The following is a 25794-nucleotide window of genomic DNA, read 5'->3' as shown; positions in this document are numbered from 1 at the left end:
TAAAAATATTTTTACTAATGTGTAAAATTTTTTACAACGTTAGCCTATTGGTAAGAATATTGTTTTCAGAAGATTCGAGAGATAAAAATAGATTAGAAATGAAAGGCAGAGTAGGCTTTATGGCAGATATAATACAAAATTTAAGTTGCAACTATCTAATTAGTTAATACATTGTATGAATTGGCACGAAACTTGCGATATAAAAATAAGAAAGAATAACACAGTACATAGTTTAGTAGAAAGGGGGAAGCCATTAATGATTCAGATTAAAAGAATTGTAAAATCCTTTGGTGCCTTAACCGTTTTAAAAGGTGTAGATTTAACTGTTCATGAGAAAGAAGTAGTAGTCTTAATTGGGGCGAGTGGGTCAGGAAAAAGTACATTACTTCGCTGCCTGAATTTTTTAGAAGTGTATGACGAAGGTGAGATTCGGATTCAAGGGGAAAAAATAATCCCCGACAAAACGAATCTCAATAAAATTCGTGAAGAGGTTGGAATGGTTTTTCAACACTTTAATTTATTTCCTCATAAAACCGTCCTGGAAAATATTTTGGAAGCACCCATTTTTGTCAAAAAGAGAAAAGTGGATGAGGCAATGCAGCACGCTTTCGAATTACTAGAAAAAGTAGGATTACGGGATAAAGCAGATGTCTATCCTGATCGTTTGTCAGGCGGTCAGAAGCAAAGGGTCGCAATTGCCAGAGCACTTGCCATGAAGCCGAAGATTATGCTCTTTGATGAACCAACTTCTGCGCTCGATCCTGAGTTAGTTGGTGAGGTGCTGCAGGTTATGAAGCAATTAGCCAATGATGGGATGACGATGGTGGTCGTAACCCATGAGATGGGCTTTGCCCGTGAAGTGGCAGATCGAGTAGCGTTCATGCATGACGGACAAATTTTGGAACAGGAACATCCAAATACCTTCTTTGATCACCCACAAAACGAACGAACAAAACAGTTTTTAAATAGTATTTTAAAATAAATTAGGGGGAATAAAAATGAAAAAGAAAACGATTTCAAGTTTAATTATAGCTATTTTAATAGTTTCCATTGTTCTTGCAGGGTGTGGTTCAACGAAGGAAACTAATACTGCCGAGAAAAAACAAAGAGAATTTGTTTATGCCATGAGTGGATTATTTAAGCCTTTCAATTATAAAGAAGATGGGAAACTTACGGGATTCGATGTTGAAATTGGAGAAGCTTTGGCCAAGAAAATGGATATGAAACCAAAGGCCATTACCTTTCCATTTGAGACCATTATTCAAGGTCTTAGAGACCAAAAATTTGATGCCATCCTTGGAAGTATGACAGTTACAGAAGAGCGTTTAAAAGCGGTTGATTTTACGAATCCTTACTACAAATCAGGCTCAAGAATCTTTGTTAGTGCAAACAATAATGAAATTAAGTCGAAAGCAGACTTAAAAGGTAAAAAAATTGGCGTTACTCCCGCGACTATTTATGAAAAGCTTGCAAGAGAGTTAACCGATCAAGATAAAGTCATGGTTTATTCTCAAGGGGATATGACCGCGTTGATGGACTTGGCAACTGGCCGAGTAGATGCGGTTATCTGTGATGATATTTTTGGTAGAGTTGGGGTTACACAAGGTGACCTAAAAATAAAGCCGGTGGATGAATTACTCCAAATAGATAATCAAGCGATCGCAACCAATAAAGAAGATCCGGAGCTCACTAAAAAAATTAACCAAGCCTTGGATGAAATTATTGCCGATGGAACGTATGAAAAAATCAGTAAAAAGTGGTTTGGCTATTATCTAATGGATACAGGTAAATAATGCTGGTTAAATCAAATTTATAATAATTAAATTGTTGACTGGATGGGGGTTTGACATGCTAGATATCTTTCTATCAAACTATAGCTCATTATTTGATGCATTATTAATAACAATGAAAGTAACCGTTAGTTCTCTTATTTTAGGTAGTATCATCGGTCTTTTATTTGCTTTTTTTAGCCTCTCTAATCTTAAAATTCTAAGCCTAATTTCACAAGGATATTTGATTATCGTTCGGGGAACGCCGATGATTGTCCAAATCTGTATTCTCTATTTTGGAATCTCGTCAATCCTTACTCTCCCGCAATTTTGGGCAGGGGTTATTGCATTATCGATTCACAATGGGGCCTATATATCGGAGATCTTCCGCGGTGCTATTCAATCAATCGATAATGGCCAAATGGAAGCCGCACGCTCGCTTGGAATGTCGTACAAATTAGCGATGAGGAGAATTATACTACCGCAAGCCTTTAAACGGGCAATACCGTCTCTAGGGAATCAATTTATTCTTCTGCTAAAGGAATCTGCTCTGGTAGCCTATATCGGTATGACTGATTTATGGGGTGCAACGATGTCTATTGCAGGTGCAAACTATCAACCTTTAGAAACATACATGGTTACCGGAATGTTTTATCTTATTCTTGTTGGCATATTTACTTATATCTTTAGTAAATTGGAAGCCAAATACAGCACAAACACTAAGAAAAACGGAAAAACCAATCGTTATGTGGGTTCCAATTCGACAAGTGTAATAGAACAATAGATTTCACAAAAATTGCAAGTAATATAACCGTGCAATTATTCATTAATTCTAATCAAGGAATGCACGGTTGTTTAAATCCCATTAATTGTTACCGATTTCAGTCATAAAAGGAGGATATCGTATGAAAACAAACAAGATTTACCGTGACAGTCTCATTTTTGGGTTTGCCTTTTTCGCCGTATTTTTTGGGGCTGGGAATTTAATTTTCCCACCATCCATCGGGTTTGTTTCCGGGTCGGATTGGCCAAACGCTCTGGCAGGTTTTGCACTTACAGGAATAATCCTGCCTTTACTCGGACTTATTGCTGTTTTAAATGCTGAAGGGAAATTTGAAGTCTTAACAAACCCCATTAGTCCTTGGTTTTATAAAGTATACAATAGTCTCTGTATGTTATGCATTGCGATGGTGGTGACCGTCCCTCGAACAGCTGCTACCACCCATGAAATAGGCGTTCATACATTGTTTCCGCATTTTCCGGCATTTGGTACGATGATTATCTTTTTTGCGCTTAATTATTATTTTGCAAATGATCGATCCAATATGATTGATAAAGTAGGAAAAGTGCTAACACCAGCTTTATTAGTGATTTTATTATTCATCGTCTCTAAGGGAACATTCGATCCAATTGGCACACCAATCGCTACAAAACTTCCAAACTCTTTTTCTAACGCATTTACAGGTGCCTATCAGACGGGTGACCTTTTTACAGGTCTCCTTTGTGCATCCGTATTTATCGGAGCCGTAATTAATAAGGGCTACAAGGATCAGGCTAACGTTAGAAAGGTTACCATAAACGGAACGATTATCGCAGGTGTGGGTTTATTAGTTGTATACGGAGGTTTACTTTACATTGGTGCAACTGGTGCTGGTCAATTTCCAAAAGATATTGAGAGCACAACTCTATTAACTAGTTTAGTGGACCGCTTACTAGGAAATTACGGGACGATTTTCTTGGCTGTCGCTGTCACCCTGGCCTGCCTTACAACTGCAATTGGGATTACGGCATCCATTGCAGATTTCCTTAGTCATCTGACTAAAAATAAAGTAAGCTATCGAATTTGGGTTCTTTTCATTTGTATTTCGGGTGTTTCGGTCGGACTTCTAGGTGTTGAAAAAATTATTAACTTTGCACTTCCACTTTTCTTAGGACTTTATCCGGTATCTATTGTAATCGTTTTCCTTGGTGTATTTCGTAAATATATCCCAAATGCTTGGGCATATAAGGGGGCAGTCCTATTAACGATTTCCGTCAGCTTATTTGAAACGTTAGGAGCCTACGGATTAGATGTAAAGTTTGCGAATAATTTCATAACAATGATACCGTTTAGCAGCAAAGGGTTCGCCTGGATTCTCCCCGCAATCATCGGTTTTATCGGCGGTGCACTGCTACAAAGGACCATGGCTAGAAAACAGGAAACAGAACTTGATTTAAGCGCTTAAAAACTATTACATTGTTGAATCATAACAACTTGAGAGATTAATAGAAGGGAAGTAGAAATATTATGAACAATGAGATTAAACAGTGTACCTATATAAATGGAAAAATTTTTACTGCTAACCAGGAAAAGCCATATGCTGATGCAATGGTGGTACGTGATGGAAAGGTAGCATGGATTGGCTGCCAAGCAGATTTAAGAAAAATAGATGGAGACTTTGTTGATTTACAAGGACAAAGAGTACTGCCTGGATTAATAGATGCCCATTTGCACCCATTATATCTAGCGAATGCGGCCAAACAAATTGCTTGCACCCCACCACTAGTGTATTCCATTGAAGACTTAATTAAACAAGTCCGAAGTTTGCGCGGGGCCCAAGGTAAAGATCGGTGGGTCGAAGGCTGGGGATATGATGAAGGAAAATTATTAGAAAGACGATCACCTACAAGGTGGGATTTAGATCAAGCTGCTGCAGATGTTCCTGTTATTATCACACGTACATGTGCACATATTGTTGTGGTAAACAGCAAAGCACTTGATTTAGCAGGAATTACTAAAGAAACACCTGACGTGCCAGGTGGCCAGATTGACAGGGATAAAGACGGTGAGCCTACGGGGATTTTACGCGAAAATGCCAAGGACCTTGTCACTCGAATCATGCCGGTCAAAACTATTGAAGAAAACGCTGAATTACTTGCTGAGCTAAGTGATGTGCTGCTCGCACATGGAATTACTGCGATAACAGATGCAATGGGCAGAACAGAACCAACTGATTATTTGGAAATGTATAATGCTGCCGTCAAAAAAGGCTTAAAGCAGCGTTCGGCACTCTACTATATTTGGGAGGATTTAAAGAAGCATCCGATGTTGGAAAAAGAAAAAACGGACCTGGAAAACCAAATCCATATTGGTGGGGTTAAGTTGTTCACAGATGGAAGTGTATCCGGCCAAACTGCATGGGTAAATCCCCCTTTCTTAGGGGATGAGGAGAATTATGGGATTCAAATGACCACCAAGGAAGAATTATTGGCAGCAGGAGAGGCAGCAAAACAAAACAAACTTCAGTTAGTTGTCCATGCCATGGGCGAACAGGCGATTGATTTCATCGTGGACACTTTTTATGGAAAAAAGGGCTGGCTTACAGATGCCCCTTCCATCAGGATTGAACATGCGGCGATGCCAACACTACAAGCATTACAACGTGCAGCGGAAACAGGAATTGCTTTTGTTACCCAGCCAATCTTCTTGTTTGCAGAAATTGAAAGCTACCATAATAACCTGGGTGCTGGGCGGACAAAAAAGACTTATCCAGTAAAGTCGATGTTAGAAGCAGGAATCAAAGTTTCTTTTTCGTCTGATGCTCCTGCAACAGCCTGGGCCGACCCAGTGAATCCATTTGTAGGAATAAAAGCGGCTGTGACACGCTTGGCGTATGACGGGACGGACACAGGCCAAGAACAAAAAGTAGATTTAGAAACAGCCATTATCCTTTATACTAGGTCGGCTCAAGAAATTACCCGCATTCCGAAGGTGGGACAGTTGGCACCAGGATACCATGCAGATTTCATCATACTCGATCAAGATATCTTTGAACTAGATCAGGAAAAGATAGATGAGATTCAGGTTATCGAGACATTTATGGGTGGTAACTTAGTCTATATAAATGAAAACTTAGCAATAAGATAACTAAAATATTGGGTTTGCATGTTTCATCATAATTATTAGATCAAAATCCTGTACTGATTAGCCGACAGTTTAGGACTAACATTAAATAGTCTATCTTGCTGTCGGCATACTGATTATAATAGAAGAAAAAGTTATTTCAAGTAGGGAGGCCTAAAATGACAAAAACAATTTTTACAAATGGAGCCATCTACACGTTTGACGCCGGACAGCCGATCGTAGAAGCAGTAGTGGTGGAGAATGGGAGAATTCTAGATACTGGATCACACCAAGAAATGATCTTACAATGGGGCAGAACCGGTTCAAATATCGTCGATTTACAAGGAAAAATGGTAACGCCTGGATTAATCGACAGCCACTTGCATCTTTCAGGTGTGGCATTCAACTTTTTAGATTTAAATTTAACCGGAGTGAAAACAAAAAGGGAAATGCTAGATAAAATTAGAGAAAAGGCTAACACCGTTGCCCCCGGTCAATGGTTGATTGGAATGGGCTGGGATGAAAATCTATTTACAGAGGGAAACATTCCGACAATTGAAGATTTAGACCACGCGGCGCCACACTGTCCAGTTTATCTAAAGCGGATCTGTCACCATGCCTTTTTAGTAAATAGCAAGGCTTTGGAAATGAGTCAGTATCATCAATCAAACCCAGTCCCAACTGGAGGAACAGTTATTCTTGATACTAAGACTAAAAAACCAACAGGATTACTGCTCGAATCAGCATCCCAACTGATCACAAAATACATACCAGAGAGAACCTATCAAGAGTTGAAGGATGGTTTGAAGTTAGCGATGCAATTTGCGGTCAAAAAGGGATTAACAAGTGTACATACTAACGATCCTGCTTATTTAGGCGGTCTGGATTCAACCTATAAAATGTATGACGAATTAATTAACCATGAAGGCCAAGGTTTACGTTGTAACCTGCTCATTGATTATCCCTATCTTGATCAATTGAAAGAAAGAGGGATGTTTGCCGGCTTTGGAAATGAGAAATTACAAATCGGGGCAATTAAAATTTTTGCTGATGGGGCTTTTGGAAGAAGAACGGCCCTGCTGTCGGAGCCATACAACGATCAACCCGGCCAGTATGGTGACGCCATGTATGACCAAGAAACCCTGTATCAAGTGATTAAAGAGATCCGCGCACACTCCATGCCACTGGCTGTTCATACCATTGGCGACATGGCGCTGGAAAATATTCTTGATATCCTTGATCAATTCCCAAGAGTAAAATACCGTGATCGAATCATTCACACGTCATTAGTTCGTGAAGATTTAATTCAGCGCTTGAGAGACCAAAGTCGAATTGCTGATATTCAACCTAGATTTGTGGTTGGGGACTACCCATGGGTGCTAGAAAGAGTCGGAGAGAAGCGCGAGCAATATTTATATGCATGGAAAACATTACTCTCTTCAGGCGTGTTGTGTGCTGGAGGGTCCGATGCACCCATTGAACCGGTCGATCCATTACTTGGTATACATGCTGCCGTAACCCGTAGAACGCCTGGGGATACTCATGAGGGATGGAATGCGAAAGAGAAACTCTCCATGCAAGAAGCCGTTAAATTATTTACGGTTGGAGGCGCATACGCCACAAATGAAGAAAATCATAAGGGCTCCATATCAAGAGGAAAGTTCGCCGATTTCTCGGTTTATTCTAACAATCTATTTACGATGGATCATCCCGACGAATTACTCAACACTGAGATTGAAATGACGATTATCGATGGCGAAATCAAATATAAAAAATAAGGTAATAACAGAGTTAAAAGTGGCTTCAAAAGATGTAAGCGCTTTATAATTAACAAAATAATTAAAATAGTCAAAAAATATTGACAGGGTATTTTTTCAGTGGTAACCTTATAAAAAATTGAAGATGAATCAATGATGAGAAGAGTAGAGTAAGCCCTTGTTCTACAGAGAGTCGACAGTTGCTGAAAGTCGATGTCAGGACCTATTCGAAGATCATCTCGGAGATGTGTAGCTGAAACTTTACGTAAGCTAGACCGGAATGTCCGCCGTTACAATGGAACACGTACCCGTGTGGTACGTTGATCGAGAGCCGTAGTGTTGGTTGCTGCGGAAGTAGGGTGGTATCGCGAGTTCACTCGTCCCTATACAATGGGGACGAGTTTTTTGTGTTTAAAAATAGTAGTGGAACTTATTAAATTTTCTTTATGGATGCAAAAAACTAGGAGGGAAAGTAAGATGAATCAGCAAGTTGATAAGAAAGTGTTTAATGTGGAGGATATTATTATTGCCAGCCATAACATTAAGGATGAAATTGCACCAACTCCCCTGCAATACAATCACTTGTTATCAGAACGATATGGCTGCCATGTCTACTTAAAACGAGAGGATTTGCAAAGCGTTCGTTCCTTTAAAATCCGCGGGGCATATAATCGGATTAAAAAACTCAATCAGGATGAGTTAAAGAATGGAATTATCTGTGCAAGTGCCGGTAACCATGCACAGGGGGTTGCTTATTCTTGTCATCTCTTAAATATCCATGGGAAAATCTTTATGCCAAGTACTACACCAAAGCAAAAGGTAAACCAAGTGAAATTTTGGGGCAAAGAAGATGTTGAGATTGTTTTGGTTGGAGATACCTTTGATGATGCCTATGAAAAAGCAATGGAATGCAGTCAAGAAGAAAATCGTACCTTTATCCATCCATTTGATGATCCTGACGTGATTGCTGGTCAAGGTACAGTTGCCGTCGAATTACTCAATGATTGCCCAGAAAAAATCGATTATCTGTTTGCCGCGATTGGCGGTGGAGGGCTACTGTCAGGAGTCGGTACATACCTAAGACACTATTCTCCACAAACTCTATTAATTGGTGTGGAACCACAAGGAGCCCCTGGCATGAAGGAATCCTTTTTAAAAGGGGAAGTGACCTCATTAAAAGAAATCGATCCATTCGTGGATGGGGCAGCGGTAAAGACGGTAGGTACGTTAACCTATAACATTTGTAAGGAGATTGTAGACGATATTCTCGTCGTTCCAGAAGGTAAGGTATGCACGACACTACTATCTTTATACAATGAAAATGCCATCGTTGTCGAACCAACTGGAGCCCTTTCAGTGGCAGCCTTGGATATGTATGCCGAAGAAATTAAGGGCAAGACGGTGGTCTGCATCGTCAGTGGTGGAAACAATGATATTGGCCGAATGCAGGAAATTAAAGAGCGCTCTAAAATCTATGAAGGATTGCAGCATTATTTTATTGTCAATTTCCCGCAGCGTCCAGGTGCCTTACGAGAATTTTTACTAGATGTTCTTGGTCCAAACGATGATATTAGCCATTTTGAATATACGAAAAAGAATAATCGTGAAACAGGTCCTGCTTTGGTAGGGATTGAATTAAAGGATAAAGGAGATTATTCTCCATTGATCGAACGCATTAAAGCAAAAGGATTTTTATATCGTGAAGTCAATAAGGATAGTACTCTGTTTCAAATGTTGGTATAGTTCCATACTATTTATAGAGGTCGAATAAGACGGTTCGACCTCTTTTTGTCGTTTAAATGGGACTTAAATCAACTTCTTACACGATTTTGCTTAATAGACTCTTAACAAATGATGCAATTAAGGTATAATATTATTTGTCAATGATAGAGATTCAAAAGTGGAAAGAGAGTGTTCAGAATGGGACGTAAGTGGAACAATATTAAAGAAAAGAAAGCTTCAAAAGATGCAAATACTAGCCGTATTTACGCTAAATTTGGAGTTGAAATTTATGTAGCAGCAAGACGGGGCGAACCTAATCCTGAATCCAATCAGGCATTAAAATTCGTGCTCGAGCGTGCTAAAACATATAATGTACCAAGACACATTATTGACCGTGCGATTGAAAAAGCAAAAGGCGGATCAGAGGAAAGCTACTCTGAACTTCGTTATGAAGGATTCGGACCAAATGGATCAATGGTTATCGTTGATGCCTTAACCAATAACGTCAACCGTACCGCATCAGATGTACGTGCTGCATTTGGTAAAAACGGCGGGAACATGGGCGTAAGCGGCTCTGTAGCTTATATGTTCGATGCAACGGCGGTTATCGGTGTTGAAGGTAAAAACGAGGAAGATGTGCTTGAATTACTAATGGAAGCTGATGTCGATGTACGAGACATTATTGAAGAAGAGGATTCTGTGATTGTCTACGCTGATCCAGAACAGTTCCATGCGGTTCAAGAAGCCTTTAAAAACGCAGGGGTTTCAGAATTTACGGTGGCGGAATTAACCATGCTTCCGCAAAATGAAGTAACACTTCCAGAAGACGCACAAGCTAAATTCGAGAAAATGATTGATGTATTAGAAGACTTAGAAGACGTTCAACAAGTGTATCACAATGTTGACTTAGGTGAATAAACAATAAAGCAGACCTGTACAACGTTTTTTGAACACCTAGAATTTATGAATTGTGATATACTTACAAAAAACAGCTGTAAAATGTTGTGACAAACTTTAAACTCACTTTTGTATGAAAAATTCATAACAAGGGTGGGTTTTTTTGTATGGATTTAGATGATATTTATAAAGAATTTCTATACGATTTGGAAATAAAAAATTATAGTCCACGAACCATAAAAGGTTATAAAAATAACAACAAAGCATTTATTACTTATTTAAAAAATGAATTTAAAATTGAAGAAGTAGAAGAAGTTTCAACTAAACAAATAAAAGCATATCTCATGTACTTAAAAAACAAAGGGTTAAAAGAGTTATATATTAATACCGTTCAAAAGTGTATGCGTTCATTTTTTAGATTTATGGTGGACGAGGGTTATATTGCTGAAAAAAGAAATCCTATGCTTTCAGTTAAGTTTATGCGTGAACCAAAAGTTATTATAAAGACATTTGATGATCTAGAGATTAAGCGAATGATAAATGTCTATAACAATACGAATTATTTAGAGATGAGAAATAAACTTATCATAATGTTTTTGGTGGATTTGGGGATTAGAAATCTTGAATTATGTAGCCTTACTCATCTAGATGTCATGGAGACAGTAATAAAAATACACGGCAAAGGAAATAAGGAGCGACATTTGTATATTAGTCCTTTATTGAAGAAGTACATTATTAAATACGAACGAATCAAGATTCAATATTTTAAGGACAAAGCTATGATTGAAAGCAACTACTTTTTATCAAGAAATGGGAAAGCACTAACCGTGGGTGCTGTTGAAAATGTAGTAAAAGAAGCAGGGAAGAAAGCAAAAGTAAGACCTATTATTCGGTGCAGCCCTCATACAGTAAGGCATTATTATGCACAAAAACAATTGAGGTTAGGCTTAGATGTCTATAGTTTAAGTAGGCTGTTAGGGCATGAAAGCACGATAATCACAACTAGATATTTACAATCTTTAAACGATGAAAATATCGTAGAATTATCCAAATCAACTAGTCCACTTTCAAACTTATAAGAGGGAGGAATTAAAGGAGAAATAAAAAGAGAGCCTTGAGTTGCAGCTCCAGACCCTCTAGCCGTTTTCCAATTCAATTATGAAATTCAATCGGGTGATAATGTAGTAATTTTATAAAAATACAAAAGGAGTCCCTTTTGTGGACTCCTAATGCATGTAGTAACTTCTCAAATACTAGAAAAGTTATTTATAATAATACAACATGTTGTATAAAAATTCAATTGGTATTTATTTGCTATATGTATATTCACAGCAGATTGAAATTGAATCATTTTGGGCTGAAAGGAAGGCTAATAATTGATGAAGCTGCTAATCACATTTAGCGGCTCTTTTTTTCGTATTTGCTAAATCGAAATAAATCGCTACAATATAGAAAGGAGTAAAATACGAACATTATTGTTGTTTATTTTAACCAACATTCGGTTTTTATTAATGAAACCTCTTAAAACGTTCACTAACATTCGTATTCGTTCCACTGGATAGTGTAAATCGTTTTGTGGTGTATTTGTATCAGATTTACTTAAATCAACGTGAATCAATGATATGGAAGTCTGATAACGTCCTTTCAAAAAACTTAAGTTATTGAATTTTATTAACACGTGTTGCTATATCAATGCTTTGCAGAATTCGTTAATCACCTACAAAGGGGATTTTTTGAAATCGCATGTTTAAATTCGAATTTATACCCCATCCATTTTAAAAATTGTTACCATTTTAAAATGCTCTGAACCCTTGATACATAAGGCTTTTGACACTCGACATATGGGAAGGGTAAAAAAAGTCCCAAAAAATCACACTTGTTCGCAAAAAAACGTATCTACATCAATGTTTCTATGCATTACGAAAGAAAATAACAGGAAAAGGCAAACGATTAGAAAGATAAATTAAATAATGTTCGTGTTTTTAAGTGGACGATATTACGTTTGTTACATAAGATATAAGTAGATACATTAATTATTTTTTTAGTTATATATAAAACAAATTAAGGGTGGTGATTCAGATGAATGAAGAAATGAGAGAACAATACCTTCTTATTCGTAGACGTAAAAAGATTAAGCACATTGACATTGCAAAATACATTGGCTGCACACAAGCAATGATCAGTTATTTCGAATTAGGTAAAAGAAGTATGTCACCAGATAAAGTGGATATGTACAAAGAATTTATTGATGCTAAATAATCTTAACTACATAAAAAGGTGTCATTTGGAATTAAAAATCATACATAAAGGTGTCATTTGAAATTAAATAAAAAAAGCCCCTTCGTCCTTACAGGCTCAAGGGATACAGCGTTTTTTTACTAATTTCGTCCTTCTATATCTAAATATATACACTTAACTGTAATAGTCACAATTATAAAATTTAATTAATAAATAATTAAACAAAAAAAATATAATCCACCTGACTTTAGGAAGGTGACGGGTGAAGTTTCCTGCATTTCGGAAACTGAGGGTGGAACCCTTATGCTTTTGTTCTTTGATAATCAAATAAGTAAAGGAGAAATGATAATGAAAAACAATTTGTATGCGAATGTTAAAACTGGTGAAATTGAAGCTGGAATGTTGGTTTCTGCTGATGTAATGAATAATTACAAATTGATTAATTTGAGAAGTGTTGATGCTCATAGAAGGTCTACAGAGGAAGGTGCTGAATTACAAAAGTTTAATGAATCACTTGGCAAATACTATACATTAACATTACGTGAAAGAATTAATGAATTATTTTCTAATGAATTATTTAATGATACTGAAAGAGTTGCAATTATGTATCTTGGTAGTTTTGTAGGTTTTGATGGTTATCTTATCACAAAGAATAAAATCCCAATGAATAAGAAATTAATAAGTAAATACGTCAAGATTACCACTAAAGATAATAGATTTAATGACTTCTATAAAAAATTAATTGAAACTGAAATCATTGCTGAAGTTGATGGTAAATTGAAATGGGATACTAAATTGAGTTTCAAAGGTAGACCAGAAATATATGGTAACAAAATTAAACACTGTTATAAGACTTATGATCAAACAATGCAAGAGTTGTATGAAACAAATAAACCTAAACAACTTGCAACAGTATTCAGGTTATTGCCTTATGTCAATAAATTTTCTAATGAATTATGTAAGACAGTTGATAAGCCGACTTACTCAGTAGATGATCTATATTTACCACAAGAAGTTGCAGAACTATTAGGAATTACGGATTCAATGGGTAAGAAAAATTTTGTAAGACGTGCATTAACTATTAAAGTTGGAAAAGAATATGTGTTTATGGTTAGTAAAGTAGGGAAGGTTGCAAAAGTAACTGTTAATCCTAAATTAGTTTGGATGAATAGTATTGCACCAGACCACACTTTATTAAACCTTTTTGAATTAGCAAATGAACGTATTTCATCTTAATCAAATATTCAGTTGAAAAAAGTCAATCACATATTGTTTTAACTACATAACAGCATACATAAGCTTAAAGTCCACTCCCATATAGTAAAGAAAAGTTCCTCTCCTTGTCAAACATTCGATAAACCTGTTGTAAGAAAACTTATAAAATTACATTTAAAAAACCGATTAAATTAATTGGGAATTACAATGGAATATCTGCGTGGTTGATTAATTTATCACTTAGTATGAAGAATTAGAAGATAACTAGAAACGATTCTTAAGCAATATAACAGATGTACTCAGACAATTGAAACATAAATTCCTAAAGCAAAGTGAATATTTTATCTCACCCGCAGCGTCCAGGTGCCTTACTTTTTATATATTACTAAGGAGATTCTTGATTATGTAAACAATGTAGCATTATTTTTTTTCACAGAACACTTGCTCCTGTTTGAAATTGTTATTATTCGATAGAACTAAGAAAAAATCCTAAGAAATCCCTTTATAAAGCGGTTTGTATCGTGCAATCGCCCGTATGAACGACTGATATAAAAATTCTGAAAACCTAGTAATGGAGCGGTTTTTTTGAGTTTTTAAACTTGTGACGATAGGGTCACGATAAGAATAATAAGATAAAAATGCTAAAGATTACTGTTACTTTTTTCTTCTTCAACTAACTGGCAGACTAGTATAATATCACACATCCCAAAGTACCTTTCTCTTTTAACACTTTATTTACAGAAATTGGTTCGAATATAATGTATTATATAATATTAGTAAGATTTGATTTGGGAAACGGAAAACAAAGGGGTATTTTATTTATGAGGAAAGAATTGTGATCGACTTTGGAAATATTTCAATACTGGGAAGCTTTCAAGAAATGGAAGTGCTAAAATGGCAAAGCTTCAAGATTTAACAGGTGAAAAATATGGCAAACTAACAGTTATATATCGAACGGAAGACCATATTTCTAAAAATGGAAACAAACGTGTTGTTTGGCATTGCAAATGTGATTGTGGCAATGAAACAGATGTTTTAGCACTTAATTTAACTAGAGAGCATACTCTCTCTTGTGGCTGTGCTAGAATTGATGGTAGAAAAAAAATTAGCCGAGATGTTACAGGAGAAAGATTTGGTAATCTTGTTGGTGTAAAGAAAATAGAAAACAAAAACACCTTAACAAGATGGTTATTTCGCTGTGATTGTGGCAATGAAGTGGAATGTTATTTGTCTAATGTAACAACAGGCAAGACCAAATCTTGTGGAAAAAAATGTGGTCTAAAAGTTCATCTATTGGATAATAGAAAAGTCAAAGGGATAAGAACTGATTTTACAGGACAACGCTTTGACAGATTAATTGTTATTAAAAAACTAGATGATAAAAACGGATATACACAGTTTAGATGCAAATGTGATTGTGGCAATGAAAAAATCACTTCAGGACGAAATTTGAAGTATGGTGTAACAAAATCATGTGGGTGTTTGCACAAAGATATTGCAGGAACTACTAATTTTGAAAATTTGGTAGGTCAACGTTTTGGTAAACTTATAGTAGTAGAACAGGGTACATCTAAATGGAATAAGTTGCATTGGCTTTGTAAGTGTGATTGTGGCAATGAAACAGTTGTTAGTACAAGTGGTCTTAAAACAGGTCATACAAAATCATGTGGGTGTTATCAAGATGAAGTTGCAAGTGATACACATTATGTTGATTTGACAGGGCGTAAATTTGGAAAACTAACTGTTATTAAACGTGCTAAAAACTCTAATACAGGTCTTGTAAGATTCTTGTGCAAATGTGATTGTGGGAATTTAACAACTGTTATGAATAATCATTTGTTAAGAAGTAAAATACAATCATGTGGATGTTGGAAGTATTCACGACTTGAAAAAGAAGTTGTCAGATATTTCGGCGAAAAAGAGTATCAAAATGGTATTGACTATGAATGTCAAAAAAGGTTTGATGATTTAACTGGAACAGGTAATAAATCTTTATCATACGATTTTATAGTATATAAGGATAATGAGCCATATTATCTGATTGAATGTCAAGGACAACAACATTATCAAGCTATTGATTATTTTGGTGGTGAAGAAAAGTTTAAGCAACAACAGATACATGATAGATTAAAGAAAGAGTATGCAAATAAATTAGGGATTCCATTATTAGAAATACTATATACATTAGACACATACGAGAAGATAGCTCAAATTCTGAAAAGTGCGGGAATATAACAGAATAACGAACCGCAGATTATAACTCAGTACAATTAAGGTGGATGGATTAAAAACAAACCTTTAGATTATGCATTACCAGAATGTATTTATTAAAACATGGTATTTTTCTTGGTAATGATAGACGGTTATCCCAAAGAATTGTTTCATGAAGTTTAGACATTTTTTTCAAACTTTTTATTAAGCTAACGTATAATTGAGTTTAATAAGAATTATTAAAGACCTTTTAAAAAGGGTCTTTTTCTTTTTTGGAAAACTCCTTAATAATTAACAAAACAAGAAAAAGTGTGTCTAAAAGTTTCAACTTTTGAACAATATATAACGAATGTCTAAAAGTTAGTTTAAAAACATCTTGAATTTGTCTAAAAGATAGTCTAAAATATAAGTATAGAAGTTAACAATCTTTTAGACAAAGGAGCGGATAACATGGCATTTATCGGATACGCTAGAGTTTCAACAGTCGGACAAGATAATGGACTAGAAACACAAAAACAATTATTAAATGATGCGGGATGTAAACGTATCTTTTTTGAGAAGGTTACAGGAACAAGTACCACTAAAAGAAACGAATTAAAAGAAGCTATTCAGTTCTTAGATAAAGGTGATACTCTTATCGTTACAAAGATAGACCGCTTAGCACGATCAATAATTGACCTAAACAACATAGTAAAGGAATTAAATTTAAAAGGGGTAAATGTTAGATTTTTAAAAGAAAATATTGAGTTTCAAGCAGGAGAAAATAATAATTCACTTCAAACATTACTTTTCAATATTCTAGGTTCATTTGCACAATTTGAACGTGACATTATTGTAGAACGTACAGGAGAAGGAAGGGAGCGAGCAAAAAAGCAGGGAAAACACATGGGTAGACCTTCACAAGATAAAAAAGCAATCCAAAAAGCATTGAAGTTATATATTGAACGTGAAACCAATGGGTTAAGCGTTAATGATATCGCAAAGATGACAAGCGTTCCAAGATCGACTATATATGCAGAACTAAAAAAACAGGAAGGGTAGTCAATTAGGCTGCTCTTTTTTTTGCTTATTAGCCTGCATACAAACGTTTTACAGTTGTCTTTTTGCGGTCTAGCAGTTTTCTTAAATCATAGGAAAAAGGAGTTAGAATCAAGCATGAGGTGTTTCAAGAGTGATTTTATGAGGGATAAAACAGAAGTTTTATTCAATACATAATTAGTAGGTAGTCCGGGGGGTAAATTACATCAAATATCCATTATCTAATACCCTATACGCAGTGAGCAGATGCACTCACACCATTAGGTTATGTGAGAACGATACACTCATTTTTTATTGACGTAATGTTAAGTTGTAATAAGTTTGTGAAAAAATGTACTTATGCTAACGAAGCAGGTTTGTTGAAGAAGGATTTATTATGATTGTAAGAGAATAAGTAAGATAGTTAAGGGAAAAATTAGGAGGTGTTAAAATGGATTTATTTTATTATTTTTTTCTTGCTCTAATTTGGATTGTTGTTTTATTAAAGCAAATTGCTGATGGAAAGAAGTATTTAAATAATAAATAACTGGTCAGGTTCGCCTTATTGTGAAGGGATGTACTTACTGAATTGAGGAAGGATAGGTTGCTTCGGCAGCCTTTTTCTTATTTAGCTAACGGGCAGTATAGTTGAAGAAGGATTATTTATTTGGTCAAGAGAATAGGTTAAAGGGATCATAAATAAAAAGGGGATGATTATTATTTTCATTGACTTCGACCTTCTTTGGTTAGTCATTGGTTTTGGGATTGCTATTGCAATACTGTACTATATTTATGTACTGTTGGGGTTAAAGAAATAACTTAAGCAAAATGTCACAATATTAAATAAAGCGTTAAAAGGTGCGTACGTAGGGTGAAATCAAAAACAAAATTGTATTAACTTTTTTATTCTTTATTAAAACCTTTTTATCCTATAATTATGAAATCTAGCAATGTCGTTACCTCGGAACAACTTGGAAAAGCCATGATACAAGTATCAAAAGACGGTTAGATGAAGATCGCTGCGGCGGTCTCTTTTTATTGAACTAAAGTGGCAGGATAGTGGAAGAAGAAAGAATAAAAAGTTGGTATCCATAAACACTAAAATATAAAAAGAGATACGGAAGGAAATATTATGCAAAAAGTTATAAAAGTGGTGTGCCTTTTTTTAATTTATTTGTTATTTATTTTACGTTTTTTTACTAATGTCTTTGTAGGAAATCCAATTATAGCAATACTTTTAGGGATACTCTTTCTACTGCTAGGAATTGTTGAACGTAAACAAAACAATGCTAATTCTAAAGTGTATATGGGTGTATCAGGAATAGTTTTTCTATTAGCAGTTTTTATGCTTTTGTTTCCAGATGCCCCTTTATTTAGTAAAGGCTTATTAAAGTAACGGGTGCTTTAATTGATGATGGACTGATAGTTTTCGCCTCAGTATTATTAATCTGAATAAATGGAATTTACAAATAATAACGGCAGTCGAAAGGCTGTCTTTTTCAATCTTATTATAAATCTAAATCTTTAGGGCAAGGAATATAAATGGGAAAAAGGCATCCTGTAAAATTTTCGTAGGTTATTAGGAGCAATTTTATGTTAGTCAATTTTAAAGATAAGGGAGAGCCAATTATCTTTTGCCGACAAGATTATTCAGATATATCACCCATCATTGAATTGGTTAAGGCAAAAGCTTTTCAGCATTTTTCTGGACACAGAAGGAGAGGAGCGAGTAGTCGGACGGTTCCATCAATATGAATACGCCATTGAAAACAATAACTATGCAGTTAGGAAACTTTGAGTGTTAGTATAGAATGCGATGAAAATACAGTGAATTATTTCAAGCTGTAGCAATGAACCCTGTTGTTCAACTAAAGGGTAGCGATTGTTCAAAAAGAGCAATCGCTTTTCTTGTTCAGCTAACGGGAAGGTTAGCTTAATAATGTGTGATTAATTATAAGTTATTCAGATTTAATAAGGAGGTTTTATAATAAATAAGATTATGGTTTGTCGAACTCCAAGGTGTATATTCTGAGGGCTTAACAAGGGGAAAATTATACATAGTGATTGATATAAATACTGACAAAGAAATGGTTCAAATAAAATGCGACTGGACGTTTAAAATGGTTTCCATTATCTCACTTTAATGTAAATGGTAAGAGGGGGAGAACATTCATTGTTCATCCTTATTTTTATTAAAATAAAATAATTTAATATAATATAATATCAATTATAAAAAGTGAAGGGTGCTGCAGTTTGCGGTGCTCCTTTTTTTGTGCTTATAATCTTTCCCTCTATGATTGGTTGAAGAAAATGGTGGTTAAGGAAAGGGTTCCACCATTTATTTTTACCTTTACACCTATAAAATATGGTAATATTTTCTTAACACGAGTTGCGAAAAAGGGGGATGCATCTTGGAAGGTAAAGAATGCAAAATATGCGGCGAATGGAAAACATTAAATGCTTTTTATATTGATATGAAAGGCATTGGAGGCAAACGGAATATTTGTAAAGTTTGTGACGATGCGCTTTATGAAGAAAAAACAAAGTCAGCCGATAAACCTAGACCCAAAAAAGAAAAAGTAAAAATAAAAGCCGAAAATCTTGAACAGATTGAATTAGTAGCCCTTAAATACGAGAATCCTTTAGAGTTGCTTAAAGCAACTGATGAGGATTTATTTCATTTGTACCAAAAACATTTGAACGACAACGCTACATTGACTGTTCTTTCGCAAAAAAAACGTCAAATCAATGATATATTAGCAAAATTCGAAGTTAATCATTGCTGGACGTGTAATAAAATCTTACCTTTATGGGCTTTTAAAAAAGATAGTAAAGGCAAAAGAATACCAAGATGCAAAGAGTGTTATCAAAAAGACTTTTTAAAGCGGTATCGCAAAATAGAGCAACCAGAAGAAAAGTCAGTTTTTAGATACAAAGAAGTTATTAATCGCTATAATCATCATAATCAAAGGGCTATAAAATGCGGGATGCCTTATAATTTAACTAAATTTTCTTTAGAAATTATGATGAATCATTTTTTAAACGAAAACGGCATAGCTTGTTGCGCTTATTGTAATATAGAAATGCCTACATCAGAAGATATTGAATGTGACCATTTCGTTCCAATTAGTTTAGGTTTTAAAGGGAGTACAGAGGATAATATTGTGCCAGCTTGCAAACCATGCAATAGAGCCAAAAATGACTATACATTTATAGAGTGGATTACTTTAATGGAAAGAATTTTAGGAGTCGCAGTAAATAAAGAATCTTTTGGGAAATTAGAAACTTATTTAAGGCGATATAATATAAATCCTTTTGAAGAAATTAATTATCGAGAATACGCATCATCGAATTAAAAAAGGCTATCCGTTAAGATAGGCGTTTCTTTTGGCTGAAAATCCGATCGCGTACGCGGCAGCATTTTTTTTGAAAAGGTGATGGAACAAGCACCACTAAAAGAAATGAATTGAAAGAAGCTATTAAGTTTTTAGATAAGGGTGATACTCTTATCGTTATAAAGATATACCGTTTAGCACGTTCAATAATTGACCTAAACAACATAGTAAAGGAATTAAATTTAAAAGGGGTAAATGTTAGATTTTTAAAAGAAAATATTGAGTTTCAAGCAGGAGAAAATAATAATTCACTTCAAACATTACTTTTCAATATTGAACTAACAGGTGCTTGAATTTAAGAAGGAGAGGTTGCTGTGGCAGCCTTTTCTTATTGAACTAACGAAGCAGTTTAGTTGAATAAGAAATGATTAAATTATGCTATTATTAGATATAAATTAGGGGGAACATATGTGACTGACAAATTTATGGAAATGAGCATACCAGAACTATCAACAAAATTAGTAGTAGCCCCTTTGTATATTATTAATCTAATAATGTGTATTGGTAACTTGATTGTCCTGCGAAAAGAAAAAGGGTGGTTTGTATTTATTGGAAAAATCTATTCCTTTATTATTATAGTTAATTATATTGTAGCCCTTTATTTTCGTTTTTTCTACTCATGAAAGTCAACTAACTGGTGCTTGAGTTGAACAAGGGGTTGCTTCGGCATCCTCTTTTTCTTGTGCTACTAAAGTAGCAGAGTAATTTAGAAGGAAAAAGTTGTATAAAAAGCGAAAGGTTAAAAAGATTGTAAAAAACTATAAAAGGTTCTCCGTTTAGTGGGGGGAGTTTGTAATGGGAGGGATTAAATTGAAAACGACTATTAAACTCATCAACGGTAGGTTAACGGTAATAGAAACAAAAGAGCCAGAACCGATATTACAAACTAACTTAGATACAACAGAATCACATGAAGATACAAAAGTTGAAGAAACTGTTAGTAATATTACCTTTCAAGATGGGAACTATCATCTCAATATTGGAGCTTATGACAAACGGCTATGCCCACACTGCAATTATAAATTTGAAAAGGAAGTAACAAGAAAAAGGAAATGTCCAGAATGTAAAAATACAATTCTTGTAAAAACTAATTACGAGTTAAAAAAGAAGATGTTGCTGAAAGAGGAGCAACTAGATAATTACGAAAAGGCTTTAAGTAACTACTGGAGGAAACAAGGCGAAGACAGGAAAAAACAGTGGATTACAAATTTCTTTAAAGCTCATGGAACAACTTATGAGGAAGAAAAAAGAAAAAGCTCTTCAGGTTCCTCTAATCCATATGATATTGCATGGGGGATGCTAAACGGAATTGCGTCAGAAAAAGCAGTTGAAATGCAATGGGGATTGTTTCGTAACGTACGAATTTCTATGGGGGATTTGTTAAAACAGGAAGGTAAATTGGAGAAGGCTTTGTTTTTTTATTTAGAAGTTTGCTATTTGGATATAAACGGAGCAACAAATACTACTAATCGTCCTAAACTATTAGAGGAATATCCTCCATTTCGCCCTCAAGATGGACAATTATTCCCAGGAATTGTACATTATGTGGAAGAAATAAGCCATGAATTAAATCTTAGCATAAAGGATATTAAGGTCAAATTTATAGAACATAACAATCGATTGTATAAGGGTAACAGCCTTGTACCTTTGTCAGCAGACAAAGCGTGGGTATCATTAGAAAAGGAGCTATTAGTAAGAAATAATTAATAAAAAAATTTATGTGCTTCTTATTGAATATGCTTTAGTTGAGAAAGGAATCGTCCAATTGACGATCCCTTTTTTGGTAAGGTAAATAATATCTCCAAACTGTTTACTCATCAAACAAGACAGTGAAAAATTGTTCTGTGTGATACGTTTCCTAATAATTGTAAATCAATATATGTATCGAGATACGCATTAAGGCTAAATTAATCTACTGTCCACTGGATTACAAGGGACAGGTAGCATAGGTGTTTTTTCTAATTCTCATGATAACGGGGCAGTCGCTAATTGAGGTGGCTTTTTTTCGAAACCTTTCTAAAGGAATATCGTATCAGTTATAGAATAAGAAGTAACTAGGAGGGAAAAAAGTGAAAAATACATTCCATATAAAAATGTTTTGTTTAAGTTTATCAATTGCTTTATTCTTAGTTAGTTGTACAAGTAATGACGGGCAATCATAAGAAGCTGCTACACAACCACAACAAGAACAAAAGAAAGAAAGTCCAGAAACTCTAAAGGGAAAAGTGGATAATGAAGTAACTATTGATAAAACTTTTATTACGAAAGATGAATTTAATAAAATGTTTAAAATAGATACTGAAGAAGAACAGTTTAACAATGGAAAATTTCAGTTGAAAGATAATTCAATTGTAAAAGCAGATTATCTTTCTTATGGAGAAAATGATCTTTTTGATTATGCTTTAGCTGTTTTTTACAATGGAAAATTAGCATCCATTCAAATTGAAACTTCAAAATCTCAAGAAGAACTAGAAAAAGCATTTGGAATCAAGTTTGGTGATAAAATCGAGCCTTACAAATTTGGCTATGAAATAACATTCGATAAAATGTTTCATGAGTCAAACATAAGTATTTATCCCAATGAATGGCAATAACCCAAAAAAGCCCTCACCAAAGATGGGCTTTTTTAGTTTATTCTACTTTAAATGTTAACTTGAAATCTTCTGTATCAATATATTGCAAAAAAATGCACAACAATAAAGCCCTTCTCTTAATCGAGAGGGGCAACTAAATTACTTATACATACCTTTATGATATTTTTTAGCATATTTCATTGCAGTACGAATTTTACTTTCATGTCTATAGGTTCCGTAATCGTAATAATCCTCAACCCATCCTGCTTTAGTGATACTCTCTTGAAGCAGTTTTCCATCAACCCATACCCAAGCTAAAAGACGACCATATTTATCGTACTTATCCTTACCATCTAATTCTAAGGTGATTTTCTTGGCTTTCTTTATTTTTGAGCATGTGTAATTACTTGCTTCTTTTCCGTATTTCTCTTTTGATGTTGTATATTCCGGTGTATCTATAAACAAAAAGCGTGTTTTATAGACTTTGCCTTTAATTTTGAAGTTTGCCGTATCGCCATCTGTGCATTTTGAAAAAGTTGCTGTGTACTTTGTTTTTAATGTTGGTTTTGAAGTAACAGTGCCAGAAGGGAGTTTGTAACCTTCGAGGCTGATCTTACTGGTTGTTAAATTGTTTTTGCATGTATTACTGCTGTACTTTTTAATAAGTGTAAGTAATGCAGCTTTAGTTTTAGCTTTTTTAGCTAGACTAGTAGGCTTATGTAATAAGTATGAGCAGTCAGAGTTCCTAAAGTGACCACCTAATTTGTCTAGTCTCCCACTATGGGCAGATGATTGACTAGGAAAAATGGCTAAGAATAAAGCGAAAATGGTGAACGATACTAAAAGCGTTCTTAGTTTTTTCATATGTACCTCCAATAATAGTAAATTAGTTGCATGGAAATTTTATTCATTAATCTGCAAAAACAGTATGTTTTGTTTTCCATTTTTCCATTGCGATAAATAACCAAAAACTGTAGATACCCAGTGTAATAATAGTTAAAATCCACCACTTAATCCAATTTCCAAATAATCCAATTGCTGATCCAGTGAATTGTAATCTTCTCCCATTAATCACTGTATGTCTTGTTTTCCATCCTAAAATCATGGTAATCGACCAAGGATAACAGATTCCAAATGTACAAACTGTAACTAAAAAGCCCAGTATTGACCATCCAATATATTGAAGTAATCCACCATCGAAATAAGACTTTCCTTCTGTTTGTGCTGCATGAGTTTGGTTTATATTTACAGTTAACTCACTCATAATATTTCCCCCTATTTTTTCTAGTATAGTAGAATTATACCAGTAATACAGAACTAATAGTGGAAAAGTTTCAAAAAAATACACAAAAAAATAAGCCCTTCTCTTAATTGAGAGGGGCTTTATCTATTTTAAAAAGGCAAATTATCATTCATCGATTTATTCCACTCTTGTTCTTCAAGGGCTATTACTTGTTGCGTAATATCCTGATTCCCGTCTGCAATAACATTCTCCAATTGAGCGTGATAAGACATTTCCTTTTTTATTTGCTTCCAAAAATCTAAAGCCACTTGCACAGAGGTTCTTCCCCTTAGTGGAAATTTGCCAGTTTGTAAGGCTCTACTATCAGATTTGTAATGTATTTCAATCACTATGTTCATTATTCCCGCCCATTATTCAATTGGAATTAATTTAACAGCTGATTCAGTTTGAAGTTTATACCCATCTATTGCTTCAAACGTATAAGATGGTTCACCACCGCTACCGAGTATAGTATTTACATCTGGAATCCCTTCTAAATCAAACGTAACAAAATTACTCCCACCACCTACAGGAGTAGCCTTATAACGTCCAGCAGGGATATCTTTACCGATGGTATATGTTCCTGCGCTTAAAGACTTGGGTGCATCCTTTTTAACTTTAATGGTACCCTCAATACTTGCAAGTTCATCTTTTTTTGCTTCAATATCTTTATCCAACGATCCAATTTCCTTTTTCTTTGACTCAATATTGCTACTTAAAGTGTCCAATTGCCCTGTTGCGCCTTTTATTGAGTCAGCTATTTTTTTCGCTTCATCAAATTCCTTTTTTCTAGCAGCATAATCATTATTTACTGTTTTAATTTTTGCTTGTATTTCTTTAACGGTAGCTTTATATGTTGTTAGATCTTCTTTTTCCGATTTAATTTCCTTTGCGACTTCTTCGTATTTCATTTTTTCTCCGTTAAGTTCGGTTTTAGCGCCGTTCGAACCGAATCCATATCCGGTTGAAAATAAAATAATGGCAGCTGCAGGAATAGCTACTTTCTTCAATAGCCCTTTTTTGGACTCAATCAATTCTATATTTGCCATAATAATGCCCCCCTTAAATATCTATTATGTAAGTAAATTCCTTATCTCTCTACGTAAATCCTTTAATCTCATATTCTTCATCCTCAAACAATTTCTTTAATTTGTTATCAATATCTTTTGCCATCTCATAGTACATGAGGATGCGTCGAACCTCACTTGGAGTATATCCGTTTGTTTCACATTCTTCAATTAGTTTCATCCACTTTTCGTTCATAAAGATCATCCACCTTACAATTCAATATCTCAGCAGACCAAACAATTTGGTGAAGAAGGAAAACTCTTTCCTGTACACCAGTTTGAAAACGTATTAGCTGTCTTTTTATATCTCTGCCTTAAATCTTCCCTTGAATATTCTAATTTTATTTATTAACCAGCCAATGTTACTCTATATTTTCGTAATTTTAATCACCAATTTAAAATTTACCTATTCATTTTAAAAATCCTTTCATAATCAGATTTGTAGTTATCAAAATTATCTTTGGATAGAAAAGTATAATGGACAATACATCGCCCATAGAAAAAATTTCGAAAATCTATCGTAAGTACAAGATAATTTGCAAAGTTATGTTAAAATTAGTAAATAAGTAGGATTAAATTTAATTCAAACAATTGCTTAACTATCTGAGTTGTATTCAAACAGTGTTAGATGATCCAAAGGGCTGGGATATTGAAAATCATGATGATGAAGTATTCTTTTATTGCGTTTAAAATGACAATTCTCAAATTATGAAAAATTTAAGAAAAAACGGAGCAATATAAAAGCAAACTTTTTTTCAAGAATTGATG

Annotated in this window: 23 protein-coding genes, 1 pseudogene and 1 other annotated feature; of the genes and pseudogenes, 19 read left to right on the top strand and 5 right to left on the bottom strand. The window is 34.6% G+C overall.

Going from position 1 to position 25794, the window contains the following annotated elements; genetic code table 11:
- Positions 1–256: 256 nt before the first annotated feature.
- The 19 genes and pseudogenes from QNH17_RS16445 (at position 257) to QNH17_RS16355 (ending at position 22698) form a co-directional block, all read left to right on the top strand.
- Positions 257–982, top strand: coding sequence for an amino acid ABC transporter ATP-binding protein (locus QNH17_RS16445; RefSeq protein WP_283873593.1), 726 nt, complete (start codon positions 257–259; stop codon positions 980–982).
- A gap of 16 nt (positions 983–998) precedes the next feature.
- Complete coding sequence (locus QNH17_RS16440; protein WP_283873592.1) at positions 999–1793, top strand: transporter substrate-binding domain-containing protein; 795 nt, start codon at positions 999–1001, stop codon at positions 1791–1793.
- A gap of 55 nt (positions 1794–1848) precedes the next feature.
- Positions 1849–2553, top strand: a complete 705-nt coding sequence (locus tag QNH17_RS16435) for an amino acid ABC transporter permease (protein ID WP_283873591.1) — start codon at positions 1849–1851, stop codon at positions 2551–2553.
- Positions 2554–2674: 121 nt separating this feature from the next.
- A complete protein-coding gene (gene brnQ, locus QNH17_RS16430; RefSeq protein WP_283873590.1) occupies positions 2675–3994 on the top strand; it encodes a branched-chain amino acid transport system II carrier protein in 1320 nt (439 codons plus the stop codon).
- A 62-nt stretch (positions 3995–4056) separates the two neighbouring features.
- Positions 4057–5676, top strand: coding sequence for an amidohydrolase (locus QNH17_RS16425; RefSeq protein WP_283873589.1), 1620 nt, complete (start codon positions 4057–4059; stop codon positions 5674–5676).
- Between the two features lie 155 nt (positions 5677–5831).
- Positions 5832–7430: an amidohydrolase gene (locus QNH17_RS16420; protein ID WP_283873588.1), complete on the top strand. Its 1599-nt coding sequence runs from the start codon at positions 5832–5834 to the stop codon at positions 7428–7430.
- A gap of 123 nt (positions 7431–7553) precedes the next feature.
- Positions 7554–7797, top strand: a binding site (T-box leader).
- An 89-nt stretch (positions 7798–7886) separates the two neighbouring features.
- Complete coding sequence (gene ilvA, locus QNH17_RS16415; protein WP_283873587.1) at positions 7887–9152, top strand: threonine ammonia-lyase IlvA; 1266 nt, start codon at positions 7887–7889, stop codon at positions 9150–9152.
- 177 nt (positions 9153–9329) lie between these two features.
- Entirely contained in the window at positions 9330–10049 is a 720-nt protein-coding gene (locus QNH17_RS16410; protein ID WP_283873586.1) for a YebC/PmpR family DNA-binding transcriptional regulator, read from the top strand.
- Positions 10050–10195: 146 nt separating this feature from the next.
- Positions 10196–11107, top strand: coding sequence for a tyrosine-type recombinase/integrase (locus QNH17_RS16405; RefSeq protein WP_283873585.1), 912 nt, complete (start codon positions 10196–10198; stop codon positions 11105–11107).
- A gap of 1000 nt (positions 11108–12107) precedes the next feature.
- The gene (locus tag QNH17_RS16400) at positions 12108–12287 is read left to right on the top strand and encodes a helix-turn-helix domain-containing protein (RefSeq protein ID WP_283873584.1); all 180 of its coding nucleotides are present in this window, start codon (positions 12108–12110) and stop codon (positions 12285–12287) included.
- 327 nt (positions 12288–12614) lie between these two features.
- Positions 12615–13502, top strand: coding sequence for a hypothetical protein (locus tag QNH17_RS16395; RefSeq protein ID WP_283873583.1), 888 nt, complete (start codon positions 12615–12617; stop codon positions 13500–13502).
- 873 nt (positions 13503–14375) lie between these two features.
- On the top strand, positions 14376–15716 hold the full coding sequence (locus QNH17_RS16390; RefSeq protein ID WP_283873582.1) for a hypothetical protein: 1341 nt from the start codon (positions 14376–14378) through the stop codon (positions 15714–15716).
- A gap of 426 nt (positions 15717–16142) precedes the next feature.
- Positions 16143–16733, top strand: a complete 591-nt coding sequence (locus QNH17_RS16385) for a recombinase family protein (protein WP_283873581.1) — start codon at positions 16143–16145, stop codon at positions 16731–16733.
- A gap of 1108 nt (positions 16734–17841) precedes the next feature.
- Positions 17842–18105, top strand: coding sequence for a hypothetical protein (locus QNH17_RS16380; protein ID WP_283873580.1), 264 nt, complete (start codon positions 17842–17844; stop codon positions 18103–18105).
- Positions 18106–19120: 1015 nt separating this feature from the next.
- Entirely contained in the window at positions 19121–20065 is a 945-nt protein-coding gene (locus QNH17_RS16375) for an HNH endonuclease (protein ID WP_283873579.1), read from the top strand.
- Between the two features lie 98 nt (positions 20066–20163).
- Positions 20164–20397: pseudogene (locus tag QNH17_RS16370) on the top strand (recombinase family protein); the annotation flags it as partial.
- Positions 20398–20514: 117 nt separating this feature from the next.
- Entirely contained in the window at positions 20515–20727 is a 213-nt protein-coding gene (locus QNH17_RS16365; RefSeq protein WP_283873576.1) for a hypothetical protein, read from the top strand.
- 187 nt (positions 20728–20914) lie between these two features.
- The gene (locus tag QNH17_RS16360) at positions 20915–21811 is read left to right on the top strand and encodes a hypothetical protein (protein WP_283873574.1); all 897 of its coding nucleotides are present in this window, start codon (positions 20915–20917) and stop codon (positions 21809–21811) included.
- 518 nt (positions 21812–22329) lie between these two features.
- The gene (locus QNH17_RS16355; RefSeq protein ID WP_283873573.1) at positions 22330–22698 is read left to right on the top strand and encodes a hypothetical protein; all 369 of its coding nucleotides are present in this window, start codon (positions 22330–22332) and stop codon (positions 22696–22698) included.
- Between the two features lie 138 nt (positions 22699–22836).
- Here the strand turns inward: QNH17_RS16355 and QNH17_RS16350 are convergent, their stop codons facing one another.
- The 5 genes from QNH17_RS16350 to QNH17_RS16330 all read right to left on the bottom strand — a co-directional run bounded on the left by QNH17_RS16350 (position 22837) and on the right by QNH17_RS16330 (position 25222).
- Entirely contained in the window at positions 22837–23541 is a 705-nt protein-coding gene (locus QNH17_RS16350; protein ID WP_283873572.1) for a thermonuclease family protein, read from the bottom strand.
- A gap of 46 nt (positions 23542–23587) precedes the next feature.
- Positions 23588–23941, bottom strand: a complete 354-nt coding sequence (locus QNH17_RS16345; RefSeq protein ID WP_283873571.1) for a DUF898 family protein — start codon at positions 23939–23941, stop codon at positions 23588–23590.
- Positions 23942–24069: 128 nt separating this feature from the next.
- Entirely contained in the window at positions 24070–24318 is a 249-nt protein-coding gene (locus QNH17_RS16340; RefSeq protein ID WP_283873570.1) for a hypothetical protein, read from the bottom strand.
- 12 nt (positions 24319–24330) lie between these two features.
- Positions 24331–25008 carry a hypothetical protein gene (locus QNH17_RS16335; protein ID WP_283873569.1) on the bottom strand — a complete coding sequence of 226 codons (678 nt, stop codon included), beginning with the start codon at positions 25006–25008 and terminating at the stop codon, positions 24331–24333.
- 49 nt (positions 25009–25057) lie between these two features.
- Complete coding sequence (locus QNH17_RS16330; RefSeq protein WP_283873568.1) at positions 25058–25222, bottom strand: hypothetical protein; 165 nt, start codon at positions 25220–25222, stop codon at positions 25058–25060.
- Positions 25223–25794: the final 572 nt, after the last annotated feature.

It is taken from the genome of Neobacillus sp. SuZ13 (assembly GCF_030123365.1).
In the GTDB taxonomy this organism is placed as follows: Bacteria; Bacillota; Bacilli; order Bacillales; family Cytobacillaceae; genus Neobacillus.
This window is presented reverse-complemented; position numbering and strand designations above follow the sequence as displayed.